Consider the following 24,718-nt stretch of genomic DNA (forward strand, 5'->3'; position numbering starts at 1 on the left):
CTTGCTAACCAGTCGCGCAGCGGGGCGCGCGCCATGAGGCTTTATTCCGCCAATATCGGCAATCCAAGCCCATCGATGCGGCCTCTCCGCTCCGACGTTCCGCGCCGGAGTCGTAGTGCTTACCGGTCGACGTCTCGGAATGCGCTGGAACAAGCGTCTGATCCGCGCGACAGCGGTTCTGCAGTTCGCCCCGGCAACGGCGGCGATACGTCAGAGTGATCGGCGGTCACCTTTGCATGTTCGAGCTGCCAGGTCGCGGAACTGGCAAATCGGACATCCTCGAGGGTTACGTCAAGGGCATGCCGCTCATCTACGCCACGCATCATCAGCACGCCATTGTCGCCACGCACATGGCGCAGAATAATCTGCCGATAGACCGGAATCCGCGAGCCTTGTGCACGTGGATCGTATTTCGCATCGAACGCCAGCGGCCACCGGTTGCCGCTCAGGCAGATGTTTTCATAAGTCACGCGCTCGACCAAACCGCCTCGACTGACATCGCTCTTGATGCGCAGACCAGACGTCGTTCCGTCCAGCGTCAGATTACGCACCATTATGTCGCTGGCCCCGGAATTCACCTCACTACCGATCGACATGCCGTGCCCCCAGCCGAAATAATTATCAATGATGGAGATATGGCTGCTTGAGCCATTATCGCCGGCCTTGATTGCGACGTTGTCGTCTCCCGTTCGGATGAAGCTGCGGGTGATGGTCACATCCTGGCTCGCGCCAGGGTCGATGCCGTCGGTATTGCGGGCGTCCGCCGGGGCATCGATCGTGAGACCCCAAAACGTGGCACCTTCGACCCGGTTCATCGCGATATGAAAATTGGGCGCATTGCGCAAGGTGACACCCGCGAACGTGATGTCTTGCGCATGATCGATCTGGATCAAGCGCGGGGCGTTTTGGTTGCCGCCTTCGGCTTGGGCGCGGCGGGCCAGCTGCCACCAGGTTTCGGCGCCGCCGACCATTGTTGCGCCGCCCTGACCATCGATGATGCCGTCCCCGTAGATACCGCCGCCACGGGTTTTGGAAAAGCTGATGAATGGCCGGCAACCATCGCCCTTGCCCGAGATGCGACCACACTGTCCACGGCCCTTGTCGTAAGCAGCCGGTTCGGGGATGGCGATGAGCTTGGCGCCTCGTCCGATCCATAACGTCACGCCCGATTTCATCTCGATAGGACCAGACCGGAACTCGCCCCGTCCTAAATAAACGGCTGCCCCCGACGGGCATTGGTCGATGGCATCTTGCAAGGTGACCGTATCTTGCTTGCCGGACGGCACGGGCCGGTCGCACACCGTCTGAGGTGCAATAGGTTCGGTAACGATGCGACGATCTTGTGCGTTGGCCGCCGGACAACGAATGATCCAGGCGATGATGAATAACAGACTGCATGCTCGAAAAGGCTTTGTCATCGACCTCGTCTCTTCGCCGCGTGGATCGGTGCGGCCCAATTGTCTCACGTGCGCGACCTGGTCCGCCGCGGCTCGCCTCACTCGCCGCGCAAGATGACATTTATAAGACGCAGAGGATGCATAGACTTTCACGAGCTCGCAGCAGCATTGCTGCAAGGGACGATGAACGGTCCTGCAAGGGCCGCGTAGGATTTCCAGCTCATAGCGGAGAGAGGCTTGCACGCCCGTGCCGCCTTGCAGGAAGACTTTCAGGTCGGCCAATAATCCGCTGCCGATGTCTTCAGCCATTGATTGAGAGCCGGTCAGGTGCCGCCACAACACTCCCTAGGCTACAAATGCATCTTTATCCAAAGCTCCAAGAGCACTGTGCGCGGAAGCAATCCACTTATCGAAGCAAAGCCGGCTGAAGCCAAGGTGGCACGCTCGATACCGACTAGACGTGCCGTGGCGCGCCGCGAATTAAACAGGCCGCCATAGCGAACTCGGGGCGTCGGCGGCGATGCCTCGTGTTGTCTAATAGCAGGTCGGCAAGCGGCGAGGCGGTTGATGATCCGCGGCTCAGGATGCCGGCTCATCGTCAAGCAATCGCCGAAGCTCTCCTGGTGGCATCTGCTCTACGTTCAATATGAACCGATCTAGATCCGCGGAGACCGGCAAATTGCCGACTGGCTGATTTATCCAAATCGGCGCGGGGTCATCATCCAGCAGCCCGCGGAGCTCGCCTGGTGAGAACGGCATGTCGACGGTGTCGGAACCGGCAGCAAAATTGGGCGACTGGCCGGTGAACGGGTCTACTCTGCCGGGCGCGGGGGCAGCATCAAGCAGTCGACCAGGCTCGTCCGGAGAAAGCGGCAGGGAAGCGAAATTGAAGACATCTGAATTGATCGGGACTGAGAACTGATCTGGGGCAGACGTCATGGGGTCATCATCCAGCAGACGCCAAAGCTCCCCCGGCGAAAACGACGGTGGAGCGATGACAGAGGCTTTTGCATCTGCCGCGCCTGCTGCCGCGTCGGCGAGTTGATTTGGCTGTGGCGGCATGGGTTCATTATCTAACAATCGCGACAGCTCCTCCGGTGAAAGCGGAAGGGGTGCGAAAATAAGCGCCTCCGGATCTGTTGGGCCTGCGCCGGCGTCGACGAACGGAACCGGATCGAACCGAGCGGGCTCATCCAGCAGTTGCGAACGCTCCGCCGGAACAAACTGCCGGGGGCTTAGGGCCAACCGCCCTGGATCGATGGTGGTCAGCGAATGCGGGAATTGACCATCCAGCACTCGTCTTCGCTTTTCCGGCCGCCTGGCGGATCCCTCTGGATATGACCTCAATTCTTCGCCCAGGACGGGAAGCGGCACGGAGGTCGATTCCGGTCCGCCCGCAATTTGCTCCCGAAGCTCCTGCTCCTTGCTCAGAAGTTCTGGAGTCTCGGCTACGACGGACGACGCGTCGAGATCATTATCCAGCAGCTGGTAAAGCTCCTTGGGAATGAGATCCGAACTTGACGAGCCGGCTTACGGCCCGCTCAACGCCGTCTGATGCGGAAGACCCGCCCTCGAAAGCTCTCCCCCCTCCTCGATGCTCGCGGAGCGCCCCGAGCGAACCCGTCATTCTCTTCCAGTTCTCTGGGAAGGCTTCCTGAATATATTCGTGCAGCGCATCATCGCTTGTTCCGGCAAGCGTCTCGCGCCGCGTGCCGAGACTCTTGGACAGCTTGCGAAGGGTCGTGTGATGATGCTGGGCGGTAGCCGGCGTCCAGTGCTTGCGCTTGATACCTTCGTTTATGACGCTTTCGATAAGCGGCGCATCAGCCTCAGTGGGAGCAATAGGTGCGCGCCCGGCCCCCGCTGGAGCTGCGGCACGCACGCGCCTGACCTTAACTACCGATGAACCACCGCGCTGTTCTTGAAGCGCCCGCAAAGCGATACCTACGTGTTTGTTCTCCTTGAACACCGTGTCGGAGAGCTGATTGAGTGCATTATCGTCGCTGGCTTCGAGCGACTGGCCGCGCTCGCCGAGGTAATTCGCCACCTTGTAAAGCATTTGAACATACTTTTCAGCCGTCAACGGTGCCAATTTCCGGCGAGTACTGACACCGCTCATCATCTCATGAATGTAATGAAAATCCGCGCGCGAGACATTCGGCGGCGGGTTGCGGCCGGGGCAGGCTCAGCGGGAACGGCCACACGCGCTGCATCCAATTGCCGCTCAAAGGCGTATTGTTCCCCCTGATTGGGTTGCTGCTCATCTCCAACAGCATGCTGTACCGATGCCGGAGGTGCTGCATTGGATATGTCGAAATTGCGCGAGTCCACGCCAGCCTCTCATCCCGAATCAGTGGGTTAGTCCTTAATCGAGTAAGCTTTCGAGAAGCTGACGAGGCGACGGCCGTCACCGGATCGCATTCGCCCTAGGACCCCTCTTCCTGCCGTCTCACGAATTTACGTGACTGCCGCTTACCCGCTCCCTTCCGGATCGCATTGTGATCGCTTGCAGCGACTTGATCATCGACGCGATGCAGGACGAGGCATGGGCGGCATCCCCGGTCAGCACCACCCGGGACATCGTGATCATTGAACGCCCGCTCCAGACACGTCGACCCGCAATTTGAACGCCCCGAAGACGAACAAGACGACCACCCGCCGTGTGTGCAGGTGGAGAGCTTTCAACATCCGGCTAAATCTGCGTGAGCCTCCGAAACAGGAGGCTCTCGTCAAAACGCTCCGATACGGTCCTCTACTCGCAGCAGCGCACCGTATCCAAAGCGCCCAAGCCTAGCGGCAGGGCCGCCCCCGTTGTGCAGTTTGCCCACCGGGTCCGCAACACGATGCATCCAGAGGTCTTCGCCAGGTCCATGACAATACCTCTCGTCCGCGGCGGCAGCTTCAACGGTCCCATGACCAGCTCGAAAACGCCACAGCAGCATTCTGATCAACAGGATCATCGACGCTTCGGGATTCGCGCGGTCGCGTGTTGGGTATTGAACTATTGACTGCAGAGTCGCGCTGGCGTTCATCGATCGGCGACGAGACCGATCGACCCTCAAGTCTCCGCTCGAGCTCCGCCAATTCGGCCTTACATTCGGCTATAACCGATTGGGCACAAAGCATCTTGACCTTGAGCTCGTCCTGTTGCCTGAGTAGTTGCTCAGGATCCCAATCGTCCTGCATCGGCTCATCAATCCTTTGCCAGCGCAAGCTCTGATGCCTCGCCATCGCTCAGCTTCAAGCGAAATGGCTCGGCATCTCGCCGTTGATCGATGCTCGCGCCTGCGATGTCAATGAAAGGTCAGGCGATAGATCGCCTTCGGGTGCAAAACCTTCAATCTGGCATGCGCATTCGTGCCGCGCTCCTTGTAAGGTGTTGGTCGCGGCCGTCAAATCTAACCGCGATCTGAAGGTGACAAAACGTCGCCATGCAGGCACGCGCGGTGGAGCGGCCTGGTGAGACCCCTGAAGTCGAACGGATCCGGCAATCTTCATTTGAAAACCCGTATGGGTTACTGATACATCATGGCCGCATGAATCTTCTCACATCTTTCAAGCAATCGACATGCCGATGGTGCTTGAGAGTTCTTCACTGAAGAATGATGCGCCTCTCGCAGCATTTTCTCGCTGTAAACGTCCTGTTGTCGCGATTGAGACAGACGGCGTCTGAAACGCGACAGCCGAAGTCGCAAGCACAACGCTCATAACAACGACTGCTTTCCTTGGCGGCCAAACGCTCTCACCATTTTTGAGCGGAGCGTCATCAATTGAGAACATGCTATCAGCAATGACAGTGCCGATGACCCGACCGTCATTGCAGCGCGAATGTAGTGTCAGCAAAGCAATTGGCTGAAGCGCAGAATCCGGAGCGGTGTCATCCAATGAGAAAGACGGGGGACGACACGCACCGATCATCCTGGCGTCACGGCCAAATGGGTGACCCGCCATCGCCTCAGTGGCGAGCTCGCCGCAACCGCGACACTCGCGACCCCGATCGCACTCACGCAACTTGCGCAGATCGCGATGATGGCGACGGATCTGGCCTGGATCGGCCACATCGGCACCGAAGCCCTCGCGGCAGCCGCGCTTGCCGGCATAATCTTATCGGTTGGCCTGACCTTCGCAGCTGGCGTGATCTCGGCAGTGGGGCCACTCGCGGCGCAAGCACGTGGCGCGGCAAACACAGCCCTGGTACGGAGCTCGCTGCGCATGGGGCTACGGATTGCACTCGTTCTATGGGCGCCGATCATGGTTTTGCCGGTTCGAGGCGAGCAAATCGTGCTTGCACTTGGCCAGGAGCCTGCCATCGCGCGCTTAGCTCAGCAATATCTGCTCGGGCTCGCCTGGGGCATCTTGCCTGCGCTGTGGTTTTTGGCGATCCGCAGTTTCATGGCAGCGGTCGATCGCCCGGCGCCGGCCTTGTGGATCACGCTCGCCGCCATTCCGACCAACGCACTGCTGGCCTATCTGTTGATCACCGGAAAATTCGGCTTGCCGCAACTTGACTTGTTCGGGGCCGGCCTTGCGACCAGTCTGGTGAACAATGGGACCTTTCTGGCCGGTATTTGGTTCGTTACATACTGCCGTCCTTTTCGCGACTACCAGGTGCTCCGATATGTTTGGCGTTTCGATTGGCCATTGATGCGGGAGCTCCTCGTGGTCGGCCCCCCGATTTCGGTCGCTATTTTCATGGAATCGGGTCTTTTCTCTGCGACCGCCCTCCTGATGGGTGTGATCAGCACTACAGCGGTTGCCGCCCATCAGATCGCATTCCAGGTTGCAGCCGCCCCGTTCATGATCCCGTTTTGCATCGGAATGGCGGTGAGCGTGCGCATCGGGCACGCACTCGGCCGCAACGATCTATCAGGTATCAGACAAGCTGGTTTTGCCGCCATGCTGCTTGGCGTCCTGATCGCGGCGGTCGCTACGATTGCGGTGGTCGGCACGCGCTTTGCAATCGCCGAGCTGTTCGTCGACCGATCGGCCAGCAACGCGGACGCCACGATCAAGCTGACGGCAGCTCTCATCCTTGTCGGAGGGAGCTTGTTCATTACAGATGCGCTTCAGAGCATTGCCGCTGGTGGCCTACGCGGCTTAAGGGACACGCGTGTGCCGCTGCTCTTCGCAGGCATCGCTTACTGGCTGATCGGCCTTTCGGTCAGCTACGTGCTCGGCTTGAAAACTGGCCTCGGTGCGATCGGTATCTGGATCGGCTTGTCCATCGGCAAGGCCGTTTACGCGGCGCTCCTTGTGATACGTTTGCGTCTTTTGGCGAACAGGCCTCCTGTAGCAGCCGTGAGCCAGGCTTCAGCTCGAGCGGTGAGCCAGCCATGAGCCGAAGCTATGGCGCGACCAGAAAATGCGCGTGAAGGACAGGCTCCGCAGTGAGCGCCACGGAGCGGTTCCTCATTCTCTTCGGACAACACAGGCAGCCGGCTCCCAGCCTATTCCTGTAGTCAGGCTTCGAGATCCGAATCTCCGGCCCTCTTGTTCCAGAAGTAGAAGAGCCCCTGCCGGACACGGGGCCCTCGAGAAGGAGAGGCTCCAGCCCTATGGCGTCGGCGGCTGAAGCCCCGCCGAAGAGACCCAATCGTCAATGTCTGCTGCAATTTCCGCGGTGCGGGCTCGCTTCAGCAGATTATCTCGCTCCGCTCCCGCAGGCATTGTCGCCGCCATTTCGGCAAGACCTCTTGCGAATATGGCCAGGCGGTCCTGCAGTGACGTTGTTTGCCTCGCATGATTTCGCTTTTTCCTCATTGAAGCGCTTCCTCGTTTCAAGCGTCAGCGTCGTCGCTCTGCGAATCTTCGAGCAGCATAGCTTCCGACGAGATTTTGCGGACGCGATCTCGCTACCGTTTCTGATGCAAAAGACAGGCCACTCCATATTGGCCAGGGTTTTCGAAGTGACTTACCCCATTTGCTTCTTGGGCTAACATGCAGCCGGGGCTTTGGCTTGAGGTGATCAATCGAAGCCGACGCCGGACATCGCCCATATCGACAAGATTTTTGCCTTCCTGCTTGCCAATAGCAACCGGAGCAAAGGCGTCGGCTCGGGATGACGCGCCTTGATTGACTACATTCCGCCTGCGAGCTGAACCCTTTGCTCGACGGTCATTCCCTTTGGACGGGATGAAGCAGCTATGGTGTGTTTCTCAGCAGGCGGTCGCGGTCGACGAAAATCCATCCACGGCGAATGCAATGCGCCGCTGGTCCCCCGGCATTCAGGACACCCGGGCCGCACATTGCACGATCTCCTGTGCTGGAGCGGGCGATCAAAGTACGGCGCCCACGGAAACCAAATGCAAGGATCGGTGCGCCACTTTTGTAGCCGGGAGGAAGGCCGCCAGCTTCTCGCAAGCTTGCCGGCGTAGCTGTGCTGCCACCGTCCGCGGAGCGAGAAGAGCATGGACAATCCTTTCCCATCCAGTCCGGCAGCTTTGATGCAGGTGCAACGGGCCGCCGCGGAAGATCGTGAAGCGGGCGAGGCGTTCGAGCAGCAGTTGACAAGCGCCGGCGAGCCTCACGAGGAGACCGCGCTGTACGCCGGACCAGTCAGTTTCCCACCAGCAAAACGGTTCAAGGTGACCTGCCTCCGAATATTTCATCCGGATGGAGTTATGGTCCGGCCTGAGCAGCAGTCTCGAGACCGATGCTGCGAATATGGAATTGAAATATTTGAGCAGCTGCGCGACAGCGCAGGATCCTCACCGAGCGAACGAAGAGTAGCTTTGCAACCGCTTCATGGCGGATGACCTGACGCTCGTCAGCTTATCGACAGCTGAGCTTCCTACCATGCGAACGTCTCGATGCAGCCGATAGTGCCGCCTAATCGGCTGAGTTTAACCATGTCATGGAGTTCAATGAATACAGAACGGGCCCAGCCTCGCGCTGGCATACCTTCCGAATCCGAAAGCACCGAGCGAACGTCTCGGGCCGCCGGGCAGCCCCCCTCATGCTTGACCCAGTGGGCGTCAGCGCTGACGCGTTGGGCCACAGGAGCAGCCGCCGCCGACCTCGTCTCGTCGCAGGATCGCGCCCTGGCGAGCTGGGCAGCGGAAGAGGGGCAGGGCGAAGACGAGAATCGGCAAGAGGGGGTCAACCGGACGAGGGCATGGCGGGACGAGGGCAATGTCAGAGACGAGCTGAATTTGTCGTCATTGTCCCTGACCACCTTGCCAGCCTCACTCCCGCCCAGGCTCCGAACCGTCATCGTCATCGGTAACCAGTTGAGCAACCTGCCGGCCCAGCTTCCGGGCGGACTCCGGGACCTCTACGCCTCTGACAACCGGCTGACTAGCTTGCCCGCCCTTCCGGGCAGGCTGCGGAACCTCCACCTCATGGCCAACGAGCTGACCAGCCTGCCGGCAGAGCTGCCATCCAGGCTCCGCAGCTTGACGGTCGATGGAAACCAGCTGGCGGATCTGCCCGCCCTTCCAGCAACGATCGAGGAGTTCTCCGCCTGCAATAACCAGCTCACCAGTTTGCCCGACCTTCCAGCCAGGCTCCGCCGCCTGGACGTCAGCGAAAATCAGCTGACGAGCCTGCCCGATCTTCCGGCAAGGCTGCGGTACCTGGACGCTGGCGACAACCAGCTGACAAGCCTGCCCGAGATTCCGGCCAGACTTCAATACCTGGACGTCAGCGAAAATCAGCTGACCAATCTGCCAGAGACGCTCCCGGTCAGCCTTGAAATGCTCGGCGCCAGCAATAACCAACTGACCGGCCTGCCCGCGTCCGTGCTGACGCAGCTCGGCAGCGCGGCCAGCATCGATCTGCGGTCTAATCCGATACCGGGTCCGGTGCTGGCCGATTTGGCGTCAACCACGCGTGGTGCGGATTATGCCGGCCCGCAGGTCTTTCTGTCGATGCCGCTACAATCGGTGGAACATCAGCCGCGATCCCTCCACGAGGTTGTCGCGGATTGGCTCGTGGACGAGCCCGGCGCAGTGGACGCGTGGCAAGGCTTCGCCGAAGAGCCGGGTGCGCAGGACTTCGCACTGTTTCTCGAAAGGCTCGCGGGCACCGTGAACTATGGTCATCAGGCGTTCCGCGACCAAGTGGCCGAGAATCTGCTACAGGCCACGATGAGGCCTAACCTGCGCAAGCAGTATTTCGAGCTGGCCAATGGAGCGACTGCATCCTGCGAGGACCGCATCACTTTGACCTGGAACGGCATGCAGACCGCACGCGTAAACGCTGATGTCAAGGACGGGCTCTATGACAATCGGCTAGACCAATTGCTGCAACACGGCCGTGTCATGTTTCGTTTGGGGGCGCTTGACGACATCGCACGCGAGACGGTCAGCTCGCTGCGTCGCGCCGACCCTGAGGCCGATATCGACGAGATCGAGGTCTATCTTGCCTATCAGACCCAGCTACGGGACCGGCTTGAACTGCGCCACATCGCCCCCGATATGCGCTTCTTGAATCTCGCTGAGGTCACGGCGGACGACGTTACCAGAGCTGAGACGTCGGTGCGGCAACAGGAAGCGACGGGTTTTGCGGATTTTCTGGCAACGCGCTGGGAGCCCTGGGATGCGGCGGTGAGGCGGATCGCCCCCGATGATCATGCCGCGGCGCGGGACCGGATCGCCGATGCGATCGAAAATGAGTTTCCGGCCCGCTTGAACGAGCGACTCGCGGAGCATGGCCTGAGCGATGATGTCGATGCCCAGAGGGTGGTCGGGGCCCAGATCCTCAGCGAAATCGCTCACGAGATCAAAGGCGAGCTGATGCATAAGGTTCTCCGGGAGCACGGCCTCGAGCCCTGATCGATGCGACCGTGCCCCGGATCAGGCAGTCTCGCTTAATCGCTCCAGGACGAGCGATTGTTCAGGTTGAATGGACACATGCAGTTGCCGTCTGCTGACCGCCTACCACCACTTCGGTGCGTTGTTCACTCGCCGGCCGTGCCCAGGAACCTGCAATTCTCAACTTGTAAGCGACGCCAGAGTTCAAGGCCATTGCCCGCCTGGATTTCGACGAAGAGACCTTGTTCGTCAGGTGCGAATACAAGGCTGTGCCAGGTCACGACTGGCTAGCCCTGGTCGAACTTGATCACGTGCAGGATACTTCGGCAGTGCGGCCAACGAATCTTCTTTCCCGTTGGCGGAGGGTTTCACAGCTCACTCAATGCCCAACGCGATCGTCTGGCGTCGGCTTCGCGGCACACGGCGCTCACCGTAGGTCTGCGACCAGGATCGCTAGTGCACCCGCCGCACAGCTACCGGGCCGGAAGGCTGCCACTGATGACCATCCAATCGGCCCCCGTGCGGCTCGCCATCAGAATGTGGATGATCCAAAGTTACTTCGGCGCTCGGTGCGAAGCCATGCCTGAGGGAAGGCCGATGACGTAGGCGTGACGGACGATCGTAGCCAATGTCGTCCCGTACGAGTGCCAGCAGCAACGTTGCGGCTTCGTCAGCTTTTCGAAAGCTTGCTCTGGTAGAATGTCTGTTCAGGTGATCTTGGACGTGAGGCTACGTGGACCCGCACAATTGTGACCCATCCAATGTAACAGTTCGGTCGCAGGTGCAGCATGCCACCTCGGAAGAACAGCAAGAGGGTCGGCGAGGCACCAGGCGTTTGAGCCATCCTTGGCGACGGCGCTCCCAGCCGGCAGTGGTCCATGTCCTCATCAGTATGAAGAAGACCGGCGCCGAATTGATGACGCGACGAATAATGCAGCAGCTCGGGCTCAGTAACAGGCGCACATTAAGCCTGCATACCACCGAACTTGGCCGATTGCGGGCATGTTCTCCGGTTTCGACGTCGAGCGTTTGATCTGCGCAATCAGCAATCCTATCGCTCATCAACGAATTCCAATAGCCGAAGGATGAAGGCGCCGTTGAGCAATCTTCGCGATTGCTGCGAGCCCGCCGCTCGCTGTGGATTCCACCCAGGCCCGTCAGAAAACGACGAGAGTTTCATTGAAATGATGACGCGTGCCAATCGGCGCCGCGAGGCCGCCCTTGACCTGTATCGCCCTGCTCTTCGCAGGTTCTCCGAGGCGCTTCTTTTAGAGGGCCAGACGATATCTGGACTGGACCATGACGCGCGGGTCAAGTCCGCTCGGAGGCTGTTCCCGCACGACAAGACTCTCATCTCCGCGCTGAATTTATTTCGTGCTGCGGAGCTCCGCGATAAATTTGGGTCGTGATGCGGAGCCCGCAGGTCCAAGCGCTTCGAGCAGGCAGATGAGCATTGCAGCTTGGCGGAGTAGTCCTCCATAGTCATTTGCCAGCTTCGGTTGAGTTGGGCGACGCGACACGTGACCACTTTTTGCCTTCAAGAGCATGTCGCTCTGTGGAACTCGCTCGTGCCGTGGCGTTGGCAGTGAACTCACCGTCCGACCTAGCCGGGGCCGATCGGCTCGCGCTGTCCGACAGATGACGGACGATATCCAGGTACGGCGCATCGGCGCCGACGAAGTGGATAAGCGTTTGGAGCGTCTCGCCGACATCCTCATTGACTGCGTCGCCCACGGCGACTCGGTTAGCTTCCTGCCACCACTAACTCGACGACGTGCGCTGGTGTACTGGCGTAGCGTCGCAGACGCGGTCATCAGCAATGGATGCGTATTACTAGCTGCGGAAGATGGCGCAGGTCAGATTGTTGGCACAACCCAAATGATACCTGCCGCGTCTGACAACCAATTGCATAGCGCCCGAATCGTCAAAGTCCTGGTTGACAGAAGTGCACGCCGCCGCGGCATCGGGCGCCAGCTCATCTCGGCTGTCAGCGACTTAGCACGAAAGGAGGGAAAGACGTTGTTGACGCTCAGCACGACAACAGGTTCTGCCGCCGAGCGTCTTTACGCCAGCGAGGGATGGCTGCGGGTAGGTATCATACCCGGGTGTGTGCTCGCCCCTGACGGAACATATCGCTCGGCGACCTTCTTTTACAAGCATCTCTAATGCTGCGTAGTAGCTGAATTCAGCGTTTGCTATTCACGGCCAAGATCTGTCCGGTCCCGCCCCGATAAATCATCATCGTCGGGGAACATTACTGACATTACCGCTGTATTTTATGGTTTTGTGAACAACGATGATTGGGCTGTCGAGATAAGAAATCGAACGGATCAGACGGTAGATCATTCAACTGCCGCACGGCCTGTTCATCACCACGCCGAGCCGACGATCGGGAAAGTGACGTCGATTTTCCCGCTCTCGATCTCAACGTCCATAGCGCAGGGGCCGCAGAGCCTGAAGCAATCCCTATTGTGAAAATCACTCCAAGTCGTCCATCCAGAGCGTTTTTGTGTCCATTTGGTTCAACCTTGTATGCCATTGGAACAATCTTCTAGTCGGCAGGAGCCACGAAGGGTGCGGCGACGAGCAATTCCCCCCTAATTAAGCGGCCTCTACTTTCGTAGGGCGACGCGCCACACCGCCACCGGTTTCGGCGGCCGGTTCAATGACGACAATGCGGCTCCCTACTCCGGTTGGGAGCCGCGCCTTTCCCGGCCCTCTAAGTGCCGGCAGTGAAGCAAAGGTTCGCGGCGGGCTTCGGCTTCGCCGCGAAAGTGTTCCGCCTCTTATTCGTGAAAATCGATGACGCAGCTTGTAGACGTCGGCATCCTGACGGACCTCGCATCTCCGAGGTCGCCCCTCCGATCGACGAACTGCAGGAGCCGGCTCCGGAGCAGCGGCGACCGACACCATCGTCGCTGAACTTCCACGATTTGTTCAAGGCGCGTGCGGTCGACTTGCCCCTTCCGTGTCAAGTCGTGCGTCCCGACACCTACGGCTTTTCGCTCGGTGGCCGCGCGCGCGACAGGAAGCGGCAGGACAAGGCCACGACCGCCTGGAATTTCCATACCGCGCTCTACTACAAGGCGGGCGGCGTGCCTTGTCCTGATGCCTTCGTGGCAACGACCGCCGCACACCAACGAACGACAGTGTGGCTACTGCCGATAATGGAGTGGTGTCGCTTTCGAACCCACTCTAACTTGGAAATTATTGGCGATTTATAGGCTTGTCCGGGCGCGGACAGTGCCGGGGGCCGCCTTTCCGACATGCACTAACGATGTCGATCTCTGTATTGCCGCCGCTGCTCACCAAATGCCGCGCGTGGGTTGAACCCGCACGTCACGTTTCGCCCGGACGCGGACGCGAGGCACTGCGCACGTGTCTGGTACATGCAATCGCCGGGATATCCGACGCCTCTCCCCTGCACGCACCATGGAAAATCCCTAGCGCTCGCCGGAATACCAGTTACGTACCACGCGATCCCAAACGCCAGAACGGCAAACAACAGAGACACACGCATTGGTGATTCCTCAGCTCGAAGCCCGATTGTTCCAACGGAGCGAACGATCCGTAGTTCCACTTAGAAGCTCATTGAAGATGGCTCGGGCCGGCTGCGACTCTCAGCTCTAAAATTCCCGGGTCGGCATGTGCATGCAGAATTCCCGGCGTTCAAGTGCGTGCTCATGCCAACGTCACGATACCCTGCCCGACGCGCCGCATCGATCATCCAATACGCGAACGCATCACATCCATTTGCACTCAACGTGCTTCCCCAGAGCCTTTTCGGACTCCAGATGCTCGTCCCTCACAAAATTCCGCGACTGCTCGCGGATAGAAGAGGACAAAAACGGGTGTCACTGCATCAACTGTAGCTTGGGGCCCGCCGGCGACTCGCCTCGGCGCAGTCGCTTCCGCGCGTCAGGTCAGGCCATATTCGGGGCCACGGCACCAGATCCCCAAAAGATAGGCGAGCGGCAAGTCGTCGACCGATGGGCGGGCTCGGAGGGCGCCGCGAGCCGAGCCCGGCGCGCTCCCCAGCGGCCATGGTGATACGTATCCTCGGCGGCCACGTAGCTGACGGGTCGCTCGAGACCATAGCCAGGTTCCATATTCTTAATGATAAGCCCTATAATGGGTTGATTATTGAGGTCTTGGAGAATAAATAGCCCTTAAAGGGGTCGATTGTGAAGCTTACCATACAGACGTTTTTGGGCGGCACATGGCATGACGCCGCCGTCATAACGCTTGCCCAGGCCGAGAGTGGGATCGGAAGCCGGTCGTCGGCCGGCTACGAGATGAGCTATTTCTATGAGCACGGAACGACAAAGAATCCGGTTCGCGACCTACGGGCATACTCGGTAGCCGCGCCAATCGACCTCGAGGACCGGACGGCGGATACTTGGCCGGCCTTCCTGCTGGATCTGATCCCTCAGGGGAAGCAGGCAGACCGTATCGCCGCGTTTCTCGGTCTCAAAGCAAGCGATCCAGCGACCCAGATCAAGCTGCTGCTGCGATCGGCCGGGGCTCCAGTTGGCAATCTCCGCATAAAGGAGGCACATGAGGAAGAAGTCCAGCGCATCGAGAAGATGGTCCGGATCGGCGTCTCAATGGACGACGTTCTAGCGCGTACAGACCATTTCCTCGCGATGGCGGACGACTTTGCCCTGATCGCCTCCGGCTCCAGCGGTCTTCAGGGCGACTGGCCGAAGGTCGCGCTCACGAAGTCGATGGCGGACGGACTCTGGTATCCCGATCCGATGGTGGCCGACGATGATGCGGGGGACCATGTGATCGCCAAGTTGCTTCGAAGCGAGGAAGGAATCGACCAGCGGATTCTTCAATCAGAGGCCGCCTATGCGAAGGTCGCAAAGGATTTCGGGTTGCATGTCGAGCGGACCAGCACACACGGCAACGGCGTGCTGGTCGTGCCAAGGTTCGACCGCAGCAGAGATGCCAGCGGACTGATCCGGTACGGTCAGGAGAGCCTCGTGTCCGCGATCGGCGTCGCGGCTTTCGGGCATCTGGAGAAGCACGAAACTTATATCGCGAAGCTTCAAGAGGTCTCTTCTGACCCGCTCGCGGACACGATCGAATATCTGCGGCGCGACATGCTCAATCTCGCGATGGGCAATCCGGACAACCACGGCAGAAACACCGCGTTGCGCAAGTTTCCCGACGGCCACGTGCGTCTGTCGCCGCTATTCGATTTCGCACCGATGCGCATCTCGCTCGCGGGGATCGTGAGGTCCACGAAGTGGGCCTGCATGGCCTTTGCCGGCGGCAGTGACATCGAGCCGGATTGGCGCCTGATCTGCGACGCCGTCGCGAGGCCCGGCGTGCCGGCGGACGATCTCATGGCCGCGCTCGCCGAGAAGGAGGACTTACTTCGCGCGCTGCCTGAGGCGGCGCGGATGTACGGTGTGCCGGACAGCGTCATTGCCAGCGCCGTCGTGCGCGGCGACGATATGGCCGACAAGGTCGCAAGGCTGCGGAATCGACCGACTTACGGATAGACGATGCCGAGGACACGAAAGCCCACTCGGGAGGAGATATGGGATCGCCGCGCCGCGATCAACGAGAAAGCGCGGAGCGCGAAACTGCGGCTGCCCGAAGGCATCGCCGAAATACGGCATGCGCTCGGACTTTCTCAAGCTGAATTCGCGAAGGTATTTTCACTCACCACTCGACAAGTCTCCGAGATGGAGCGGGGCGGCGCCAATCCGACGGTAGCGACCCTCGAGCGCATCGGTCGCGTATTCGGTTTCCAGGTCGGCTTCGTACCGAGCGCGACGCCCGGCGCTCCGTGAGAATGTCTTCGACCTCGTCTTGTGGTGGTTGCGAGCGACTACAATCCAAAGATTCTAGCCATTCAATACGAAGATGATGTGGCCTTTGCTCGATTTGTTTGCTGCCCGCTTGGATGGTGAGCGCTGAGGCCCGTTAACCTCGCAATTTCGGCAGTCGTCAATCAGCGCCACTATCGCTACGCTTGGTTGCGAGTTTCACTTCGAGAGCGAATTTAGTATAACATCGACTTCGCCTCGAAGATCCGCCACCAAACACCCTTGATGGTCATTTCGCTGCCAGCAGATGACTTTGCGTGGGTCCAACCAACCGCGTCTGCACCGCAAGAAACTGATCATGCTTCTGCAACTGCTCGTGCAGCAGAGCGTAATCGGCCGCGATAATCGTCATCTGGCAAATCCGTGGCCCCGTCCACGACGCCGGCATCGGCCAGGGCTCGAGGGTACAAACCCCGATTTGAAATGTTTGACATCACAAGTCGTGCGGTGTCGACGGAAAATCGAGCACAGATCCGGCACGGCGATGGATATCTGCCGGGAGCCGTAGCAGTCGATAGTGACGTGGGTCATGGCATCTGCTCCTGCGCAACCGAGTCTCGCGCCCTCACGGCGCTTGAGGCAGCGGGCTCCTCCTTAACCGAGCCAGATTGCCCAGCGTCTAGCCCTCCACCGGCGCAGAGATAGCCGTGCAGCACGCTAAGACAAGCATCCGCGCTCTTGAGTTCCCGCCGGTCCTGTGGGGCAATCGTGAGATTGGCGAGCTCATACACAGGATTGCGCTGCTCCATCAGCTTTGTGATCATTTCGTCACGGTCTGCGGTTTGTATTTTCGGACGGTTGGTGTCGTGCCGCAGGTTGCGCCTGATCACGTCCTCGTTGGTATTAAGCCAGATCGAAACCGCCTTCTCGCCGATACGACGCCGGACTTCTTCGGACATGAAGGCTCCACCACCGGTTGCGAGCACCAGCGGCCCCCGGTCGAGCAGCCGGCTGATCTCATTCGCCTCGAGATCCCTGAAATGCGCCTCGCCGTCCTCCGCGAAAATCTTGGTTATGGACTTGCCAGCCTTCGCCTCGATCTCTTTATCGGAGTCGACGAACGTCAGCCCCAGCTGCTTTGCGAGTGCAGGTCCCACAGTGGATTTCCCGGCCCCCATCATGCCAACGAGCACGATCGGGCGGTTGTCGAGGGCGCCCACAATCTCTGTTGCGCGCGCCGACCGCGCTGCGCGTTTAGGCCGGGCCACGTTCGACACACGAGCAGGGCTAGCGCCAACGCTGTTGCCCGCTTTGGCTTCCCAATGGGGGATCTCCGTGGCACCCTCGGGGACGACAACCTTGTTGCACGCCCGTCGCACGCGCTCCAGGAGTTGCTCGGCTATAGATTCATCCCGGGGCTCTTCGCTCCCTCGCTGTAGCCGTCTGAGCTTCTGCAGCTCCTTGTACGTCTCATGATTGTCGAGCTTGGCCTTGTAGCCGTCCGCCGTGTGAAACTCGAGCTCAAAACGGTAACCGCCGGGCGTGGCGAGCACTGTCTTGATGCCAGCGAAGGTCCGCGATCGCGTCCTGAACCAGTTAGTCGTGCTGACCTCGCTATACCCGCTCTCCTCGAACGCTAGAATGGCTTTCTTGAAGGCTCGTGTAAAATCCCTGTCAGAGAATTCGAAGACGTGCCGCACAGCGTTGTTGAAAAGCTGGACGCCGGTCTCAGAGCTGGCCTGGATTCCGGTGAGCTCGTCTGTCATTGAGCTTGGCGATCTAAGACGCTTAGCCAAATGGGGCATCTTTACCTCGATGCCGGCCCCCTTAAGGGCTTCGGCAACCGACATTGCCGTCCGGGTGATGTCCTTCTCTTCGGCTTGAGCGCGGGAAGTCTCCATTTGGGCGCGCTGTGCCGCCTCCTCGCGAGTCAACGTGATTGTGGTGGCGACATCTTCGGCAGCAAGCGTTGGAGCCGAGGGTTCGCGCAGAATCCCCCGCTCGGCGGCAAGCTTGATCGAGGCTTGCATGACCGAAGCCGCCAGCGTCGGATTGTCCTTGAGATCCTCCAAGGCTGCATCGACATCGAAACGGCCTTGGTTGAGGGTAGCCGCCAAGCTCTTGGTGTATGGAGACGATTTCAACCCGGGTGTCTGTTGCAGCAGGCGCTGAAGCTGCCTGCTCTTGATCATAAAGGCGTAAGCGCCAGTGTCGGATTTGTAGGCGTCCGTTCCGACCTTGATGCCGATGCTCAGCAGATTTTTTGTACTTTGCACGAGGTCGTGCGGCATGTAGCCATCCGGTCGGGGGGCGATGCGCGTAGGGTAGCGATCGACCAGAAGCTGGACGCGGTCCCGTGGGTGAGCCGTTGCCGGATAGGTCTCGGCTAGCGGCGGAAACAGCTCGCAAAGCTCTTGGCTCATTGCGAGCTGTCTCTCACTCGCAGTGGCGGCAGTTTCGGGCAGGAGTTGAGGCGGAACTTGCTCGTCGAGACCAGCCGCCCACGCCTCGAGTTCAGTGAGAAGCAACTCGGCCGTCTCGCGCGCGACGGGATGGTGTGCCAGCTCGATATCGTGCCGCGCCTTCTCAAGCTTGTCGCGGACGTCGTGAGCACTAACCTGTTCCTGCTCCAGCAGGCCGCGGATGTCTCGCTTGAGCTCTCGGTCAATGCCTTCGTACGTGCCGAATATGGCACGTTCGGCAAACCACTGCCGGGCTTCATCTGATTGAGCCAGAAAGCCTCGCTGCAGGCCGGTATAGGTTTCCAGAACGTTCCGCGTGGCGGCGAGAATCTGGCTGGCGCGACCGAAATTATAGCGACCATCCTCAATCGCCGGGGTATGGGATTTTGGCGGCTTGAGCGAGCGGAGGCCGCGAGCTTGCTCCTCTTGGTCGAATTGCCTGACATGCTCGTAAAGCTGCGGCCGGTCGGCAATGATAATGGCCGTATCGCCATCGAAGTCGCCGTCGAGTTTTTTCTGTTCATCAGGCGGGATGGCAACCAGGGACCCCGGAGCGAAGATCTCAGTGGCCTGCAGGATCCCGATACAATCGAGCGCGCTGTCCGCCGTTACGCGGTCCTTGCCCTTGATCCAGCTCGAATGGCACTTGACGTCCTCGGCGGACATCACCAAGCCACGGTCGGCGAAGTCGGCCGGCCACATTTCATCCGGCACCACGATCAGAAGCCCCTTGGCAAAGAAAGTCGGATCATCGACTGCCAGCTCCTCCCCCGACTTCTGGGCGACGTTGAAGCTGTATTGTATGGTCACGCACTGATCGAGAAACGCCGCAGTCGGGTCCCCGTCCGCAGCTGACCTGACGCGATCGGGGGCGAACGGGCGGAGGTTGGGTTGGTCGTAGGGCGATCGCCCGATCAGCACGCCACCACCGGTCAATGTTTCGCTCTTGAGCCTCGGCACATGCAGACAGCCATCACCGGATGGGATAGCGACGGCGCCCGGACCATTGATGTTCGCGGCTGTTACGACGCGAAACAGCTCCTCCGACGTCAGTTCTTGCTCTACCCGACTCTCAAGCCAGCTCATCGCCTTCTGCCGGGCCTCATCCGCTACTTGCTCGCTGCGCGGATAATGTTGCAAGGCCAATGCTGGCAAGGATGCTCTCGTTCCCTCGGCAAAGGCAGGCACGCGGTCAGGACCTTCCTGCTCGTCGGCGCGGCGGACAGCTGGCATAAGCTTGGCCAGCGAGGCCCGGATGAAGCCGCAGCCGTCGTGCGGTCGCAATGCAATGGGTCCGTCCGGCCCCCTCAGCTGGAAGGGATGTTCCTCGTTGGCAGGGCGGTCCGGCAGCAGCCCCAGTTTGAAGGCGCCTTCCAGCGCGGAGTCGTGGGGTGACAGGCCTTTGATCGCCGGAGGCGCCGCAAAGCCTCTGCGCTGAGTATAATAATAGGCCTCTTTGAAAGGGGCCCACGCGCGCGACAGCTGCTCGAATGCTGTACCCGGCGCGGTTTCGGCATAGGGAATCGCCAGCAGCTTTCCCCCCGAAGGCTTTGCTTGCACGTCTCGAGCGCGGGTCGCAATTTGAGACACAGTCAATCGTGGCGGCTTTAACCTGCTGCCGCCGAATAGGTCCATCCGGTATGGGATACCGTTTACATTTACCGTACGCGCTAGCATGAAGGCGCTCGGGGGTCCCGGCAGTTGTACCGCGACAACGGGCAGGACCCCCGAAGTCAGGCGATGGAAAATCGAGTATCGCGTCTCCGGCTCCGTGGCCATCGGCCGCCCATGCATGTCCACGACCGGCAACTGCATCCGTCCCGCCTCACCCTGCGGAGGCCTTGGGGCGTGGTCCATGGCTCGCAATAACTGATGCATGTCGAACACCGACGGAGGATGTTGCGCCTGGATCGCCGCCGCTTCCTGCTCCATGAACAAGTCCAGCGCATCCACTGGACTGTCCGCCTCGATCTGCGCAATCAAATTCCAGCTCATGCTGGACAGATCGCCTTGAATCAGGTCGCGAGCGCCCGCCAGGATCTCTCTCGTGCCGCGCTGCAGCTCTTTCTGCCTGGCCCGTAAATTTGCCCCGTTGCCCTCGACATAGGGTGACCTGAACAATCTCTCCAGCGCCGCACGGGCCTTGAGCGTCTGATAGATCGATAAAGCGGGGCTCCGGCTCGCAAGGGGCCCACGGCTCCGCTCCGCATCGCCCGCGTTCAGATGCGCTTTGATCTTTTGCTCGAGCAAGGGCTGAAGATCGTTGAGCACGTTGAGGGCCTGCCTGCGGTGCCAGCGCAGTGGCTTCTCTAGGCTGCGCGCGAGCGGCAGCAGAGCAGCACTCAGATTACCCATGGTTTCTAGGTTGTTCTCGGCGGAAAAACCAGGAGCTGAACGCAATTCAGAGAGCCGACTCAAGCCTATCGGCGCGAGCAAACCGAGATCATCGAATAGGCGAGCCTTACCCAGCGCCTTGAAAATGTTCGTGATGCTCAGAACCTCAGCCTTCAACAGGCGATCATTATCATAGTGCAGGTAGTGGGCGAGCTTGTGCAACCGATCCTTCGGCAGAGCGGCATCCGTTATCTCCCCACTCTCCTCCGCCCTCATGATCGTTCGGGACAGAGCGTTGGCGAGCATAGCCAGCTCAGGCGTGGTGAACACACCAAATCGCTGCGCCCCAGCCCCCAATTCGCGCGCGATGTCCATCGTGGACTGACCGCATGTCGGCTCCTCAGGCCACTTGCTGAAGCCGTTCAGAAGGTTCGCCACTGCTTGCGGAGGGAAATTAGAGAGCTGATGCTGACGGGTTTCCCCCGCGATTGCCATCGTGGCTTTGAGACAATCCTCACTCTCCGGCCATTTGCTGAAGCCGTGTACGAGGTTCGCCAAGCCCTGCGCAGTAAAATCAGACAGCCGGACATCGCGGCGAAGGACCTCACCCGCAATGGCAAACGCAGCCTTGCGACAGTCCGGCGCCTCCGGCCACTTGCTGAAGCCGTTTACCAGGTTTGCCAATCCCTGCGGGGTAAAATCAGAGAGTTCGGCGCGGTGAAGGACCTCATGCGCGATCGCACACGTCGCGCCGCGACAGTCCGGCGCGTCCGACCACTTGCTGAACCCGTTCACTAGGTTTGCCAGTGCCTGCGGGGCAAAATCGGAGAGTTCGGCGCGAAGGACCTCACGCGCGATCGCAAACGTGGCCTCGGGACAGTCCGGTGCGTCCGGCCATTTGCTGAAGCCGTTCACCAGATTCGCCAAGTGCTGGTGGCTAAAATGCTGGGTACCGCGACGAAGGACCTCACCCGCGATCGCAAACGTGGCGCCGCGGCAGGCCGGCGCATTCGGCCATTTGCTGAAGCCGTTCACCAGGTGCGCAAAGTCCCGACGATTGAAACCAGAGAGTGCGAACTCACCGCGCGCGCCGCGGCGAACGACCTCGCCAGCGATCGCAACCGTAGCGTCACCACAGTCCGGCGCGTCAGGCCACTTGCTGAAGCCGTTCACCAGGTTCGCCAGTTCCTGCGGAGTAAAATGAGAGAGCCGGGCGCCGCGGCGAAGGACCTCATGCGCGATCGCAAACGTGGCCTCGCGACAGTCCCGCGCGTCCGGCCACTTGCTGAAACCGTTCACCAGATTAGCGAGGTGCTGGTGGGAAAAATTGGAGAGTTCGGCACGGCGAAGGAGCTCACCCGCGATCGCAAACGTCGCGTCCCGGCAGTCCGGCGCGTCCGGCCACTTGCCGAAGCCATTCACCAGGTTCGCCAGTTCCTGCGGAATAAAATGAGAGAGCCGGGCGCTGCGGCGAAGGACCTCACCCGCGATCGCAACCGTGGCGCCGCGACAGTCCGGCGCATCCGCCCACTTGCTGAGCCCGTTCACCAGGTTAGCCAGTTCCTGGTAGGTGAATTCAGAGAGCCGGACATGGCGGTCGCGGCGAAGGACCTCACCCGCGATCGCAAGCGTGGCGTCGCGCGTGTCCGCCTCGTCCGGCCACTTGCTAAAGCCGTTCACCAGGTTGGCCACTTGCTGGTGAGTGAGTTTGGAGAGCCAGGCATAACGGTCGCGGCGAAGGACCTCACCCGCGATCGCAAGCGTAGCGTCACGACAGTCCCGCGCGTCCGGCCATTTTCCGAAGCCGTTCACAAGCATCGCCAGGTGCTGGCTCTCAAAATGCCGAGCACCGCGGCGCAGGACCTCGCCCGCGATCGCAAACGTCGCATCGCGCGAGTCCCGCGCGTCCGGCCACTTGATGAAACCGTTCACCAGACTTGCCAGTTCCTGCGGTTTAAAATGGAAGAGCTCGTCGCGGCGAAGAACCTCACCCGCGATCGCAAGCGTAGCGTCACGACAGTCCCGCGCGTCCGGCCATTTGCTGAAGCCGTTCACCAGATTAGCCAGATTCTGGTGACTGAATTTCGAGAGCCGAGCATGGCGGTCGCGGCGGAGGACCTCACTCGCGATCGCCAACGTGGCCTCGCGCGATTCCGCCTCGTCCGGCCACTTGCTGAAGCCGCTCACCAGATTCGCCAGTGTCTGCGGCTCAAAATCGGACAGCCCGAACTCACGGCGGCGAAGAACCTCAGACGCGATCGCAAACGTGCCGTCGCGACAGTCTGGCGCGTCCGGCCATTTGCTGAACCCGTTCACAAGCATCGCCAAATGTTTCTGCTCAAAATCAGAGAGCTCGCTGTTGCGGCCGGCACGACGGACCACGCGAGCGATAGCTTCCGTGCCCTCACGAGTTCCCGCCTCCTGCGTCCACTTGCTGAAACCGTTCACCAGCAGCGAGAGATTTTGGCTATTCGCCGCGCCAAGTACCTTGGGTTCATCACGACAAAACTCGGCAATTCTGATGACTCCATTGCGGCATGTCTTCGACTGCGGTTGCCGACCGAATGATGTCGCGAACAGCGCAAGAGCAGGGGGCTCAAGTTCGCGCAGTAGCGAATTGGAAAGCTGCGACACCCGAGATGCCACCGCCTTGCAAGCTTCGAGGCCTTCCTGACCGCCGGCCTCGCGACTCACAGCGTTGCATGCCGTGGCGTAGCCCCAGGATTTCCTGCGGCGGATATCGTCTTCGAAGTGGGTGACAAATTGGCTTCTGAACCGGGCAGCAGCCTTTTGCATAAAGGCCGCATGGATCTTCTCGTCCACCCGCTGCAGCCGCTTGTCGTTTTCCACCACCGCACGTGAGAATTCGACGATGTCGCGAGCGAAATAAATGGCGTCCAGAGCGGCGTTACATTGCTGTTCTGAAATCGCAACTTGCGTGCCCTGGGGGGCGACAAAATCCAGGCGCCGCCGTTTTGGCCCTGCCTCCAGCTCCGATACAGATTGCCTGTGCGAGGAAGAGGCACCTCGTGAACTCCTGGACTGATCGGCACAGCGGCTCTCGGCACCGGAACGCGACGAACTTTCTTCCCAATTTGGCGCGCCGCGATGCGCCAAATACCGCAAAGCTGGCTCGTCGACATGCGTATTCACGGAAGGATCGGTTGACGTGCGGCGTCGGGCATCGCTGGCCGAAGTCGGCCTTCGGGCCGAGCCCGCAGCCAGGTCCTGATTCTCAGAGCGCAATCCCTGCAAGACAGAACTGAACTTAGAGCGATCGTCTCCGCCGCCAAGATCTGCTTCAGGGCCGGACTCTATCTCTGATCCGCGGGCTTCCTTCGCGCTCCAGTCGGTTCTCGTCAAAATCAATCTCCCATGCGAGCTAGAATGCGCCGATTACGACGGTGGCTGAGAGGCCCGCGGCGCCGGCCTCAACGACTTTTGTTTTAGAGCGGAGGCCCTTGGCCGCGTCGACAGGACGTCACTCGCCACTAACCTGACGTGCGAGTCAGTTTTGTATAATTGTGCGCTCTAGCGCCGAAGATATGCCCTGCACCTGACGTAAACCTGATTAGCGCGCAGCCGAGCCGGGATTCATCGGAGTAGTTTCATTGGATGGTTAAACCGGATGAGAGATTATGCCGCCATCGGCGATGGTTCCGTCGCCGACCGGCACGATGTCCAGATGGTCGTCCTTGCGCCGGCTCAGGGCGGCGTCGCTCATGCTTGCTTCACCCGTCGAATCAGGCTGCGGCATTGCATCGGATCGGACCGACGGCAGCGCGCGCACGCCGCGGGCTCCCGCGCGTTCAGGCCTGCGCACGCTGGCCTCCCCCGCAGCGTCGCTGCGGTAGCGCCTGGTCGAGATCTGGTAGTACTGCGCGCGGATGGCCGCCGAGGCCTCGATCACCGCCCGCAGGCGCGAGAAAGTGTTCTTCCGCCATTACCCGGTGCAGCATGCGCCTATGAGGCCGCTCGATCATCGGCCC

The 24,718-nt window shown here is 60.3% G+C and carries 16 protein-coding genes and 1 pseudogene; 7 read left to right on the top strand and 10 right to left on the bottom strand.

The features are described from left to right. Window positions 1-119: 119 nt before the first annotated feature. The 5 genes from ACVMB0_RS37465 to ACVMB0_RS37485 form a co-directional block, all read right to left on the bottom strand. Window positions 120-1,706, bottom strand: a complete 1,587-nt coding sequence (locus tag ACVMB0_RS37465) for a glycoside hydrolase family 28 protein (RefSeq protein ID WP_461349454.1) — start codon at window positions 1,704-1,706, stop codon at window positions 120-122. 270 nt (window positions 1,707-1,976) lie between these two features. Beyond that, window positions 1,977-2,693 (bottom strand): hypothetical protein, encoded by a 717-nt coding sequence (locus tag ACVMB0_RS37470; protein WP_461349455.1) that lies wholly within the window; start codon window positions 2,691-2,693, stop codon window positions 1,977-1,979. A gap of 178 nt (window positions 2,694-2,871) precedes the next feature. Beyond that, a complete protein-coding gene (locus tag ACVMB0_RS37475; RefSeq protein ID WP_461349456.1) occupies window positions 2,872-3,480 on the bottom strand; it encodes a hypothetical protein in 609 nt (202 codons plus the stop codon). A gap of 818 nt (window positions 3,481-4,298) precedes the next feature. Continuing rightward, complete coding sequence (locus tag ACVMB0_RS37480; RefSeq protein ID WP_461349457.1) at window positions 4,299-4,628, bottom strand: hypothetical protein; 330 nt, start codon at window positions 4,626-4,628, stop codon at window positions 4,299-4,301. Window positions 4,629-4,952: 324 nt separating this feature from the next. Continuing rightward, complete coding sequence (locus ACVMB0_RS37485) at window positions 4,953-5,282, bottom strand: hypothetical protein (RefSeq protein ID WP_461349458.1); 330 nt, start codon at window positions 5,280-5,282, stop codon at window positions 4,953-4,955. A gap of 54 nt (window positions 5,283-5,336) precedes the next feature. Here ACVMB0_RS37485 and ACVMB0_RS37490 point away from each other — a divergent pair, with 54 nt between their 5' ends. The 5 genes from ACVMB0_RS37490 to ACVMB0_RS37510 all read left to right on the top strand — a co-directional run bounded on the left by ACVMB0_RS37490 (window position 5,337) and on the right by ACVMB0_RS37510 (window position 13,374). Further along, window positions 5,337-6,734, top strand: coding sequence for an MATE family efflux transporter (locus ACVMB0_RS37490; protein WP_461349459.1), 1,398 nt, complete (start codon window positions 5,337-5,339; stop codon window positions 6,732-6,734). A gap of 1,070 nt (window positions 6,735-7,804) precedes the next feature. Continuing rightward, on the top strand, window positions 7,805-8,152 hold the full coding sequence (locus ACVMB0_RS37495) for a hypothetical protein (protein ID WP_461349460.1): 348 nt from the start codon (window positions 7,805-7,807) through the stop codon (window positions 8,150-8,152). 585 nt (window positions 8,153-8,737) lie between these two features. Continuing rightward, complete coding sequence (locus ACVMB0_RS37500) at window positions 8,738-10,171, top strand: NEL-type E3 ubiquitin ligase domain-containing protein (RefSeq protein ID WP_461349461.1); 1,434 nt, start codon at window positions 8,738-8,740, stop codon at window positions 10,169-10,171. Between the two features lie 1,617 nt (window positions 10,172-11,788). After that, on the top strand, window positions 11,789-12,316 hold the full coding sequence (locus tag ACVMB0_RS37505) for a GNAT family N-acetyltransferase (RefSeq protein ID WP_461349462.1): 528 nt from the start codon (window positions 11,789-11,791) through the stop codon (window positions 12,314-12,316). 557 nt (window positions 12,317-12,873) lie between these two features. Beyond that, complete coding sequence (locus ACVMB0_RS37510; RefSeq protein ID WP_461349463.1) at window positions 12,874-13,374, top strand: hypothetical protein; 501 nt, start codon at window positions 12,874-12,876, stop codon at window positions 13,372-13,374. A gap of 47 nt (window positions 13,375-13,421) precedes the next feature. On the opposite strand, the gene ACVMB0_RS37515 is transcribed toward ACVMB0_RS37510, so the two are convergent. Next, on the bottom strand, window positions 13,422-13,670 hold the full coding sequence (locus ACVMB0_RS37515) for a DUF3551 domain-containing protein (protein ID WP_461349464.1): 249 nt from the start codon (window positions 13,668-13,670) through the stop codon (window positions 13,422-13,424). A gap of 664 nt (window positions 13,671-14,334) precedes the next feature. Between ACVMB0_RS37515 and ACVMB0_RS37520 the strand changes: the two genes are divergently transcribed. Together ACVMB0_RS37520 and ACVMB0_RS37525 are read left to right on the top strand one after the other, a co-directional pair. After that, a complete protein-coding gene (locus ACVMB0_RS37520) occupies window positions 14,335-15,663 on the top strand; it encodes a type II toxin-antitoxin system HipA family toxin (protein WP_461349465.1) in 1,329 nt (442 codons plus the stop codon). A gap of 3 nt (window positions 15,664-15,666) precedes the next feature. Then, entirely contained in the window at window positions 15,667-15,957 is a 291-nt protein-coding gene (locus ACVMB0_RS37525) for a helix-turn-helix domain-containing protein (RefSeq protein ID WP_461349466.1), read from the top strand. A 265-nt stretch (window positions 15,958-16,222) separates the two neighbouring features. Here ACVMB0_RS37525 and ACVMB0_RS37530 read toward each other — a convergent pair whose 3' ends face one another. From ACVMB0_RS37530 to ACVMB0_RS37545, 4 genes and pseudogenes are all read right to left on the bottom strand, one after another. Beyond that, window positions 16,223-16,345 carry a hypothetical protein gene (locus tag ACVMB0_RS37530; protein ID WP_461349467.1) on the bottom strand — a complete coding sequence of 41 codons (123 nt, stop codon included), beginning with the start codon at window positions 16,343-16,345 and terminating at the stop codon, window positions 16,223-16,225. A 175-nt stretch (window positions 16,346-16,520) separates the two neighbouring features. After that, window positions 16,521-24,092, bottom strand: a complete 7,572-nt coding sequence (locus ACVMB0_RS37535) for a shikimate kinase (RefSeq protein ID WP_461349468.1) — start codon at window positions 24,090-24,092, stop codon at window positions 16,521-16,523. Between the two features lie 256 nt (window positions 24,093-24,348). Next, window positions 24,349-24,519, bottom strand: a complete 171-nt coding sequence (locus tag ACVMB0_RS37540) for a hypothetical protein (RefSeq protein WP_461349469.1) — start codon at window positions 24,517-24,519, stop codon at window positions 24,349-24,351. Between the two features lie 19 nt (window positions 24,520-24,538). Continuing rightward, window positions 24,539-24,697 (bottom strand): annotated as a pseudogene (locus ACVMB0_RS37545) (terpene synthase family protein); the annotation flags it as partial. Window positions 24,698-24,718: the final 21 nt, after the last annotated feature.

The organism is Bradyrhizobium sp. USDA 4451, assembly GCF_054822585.1.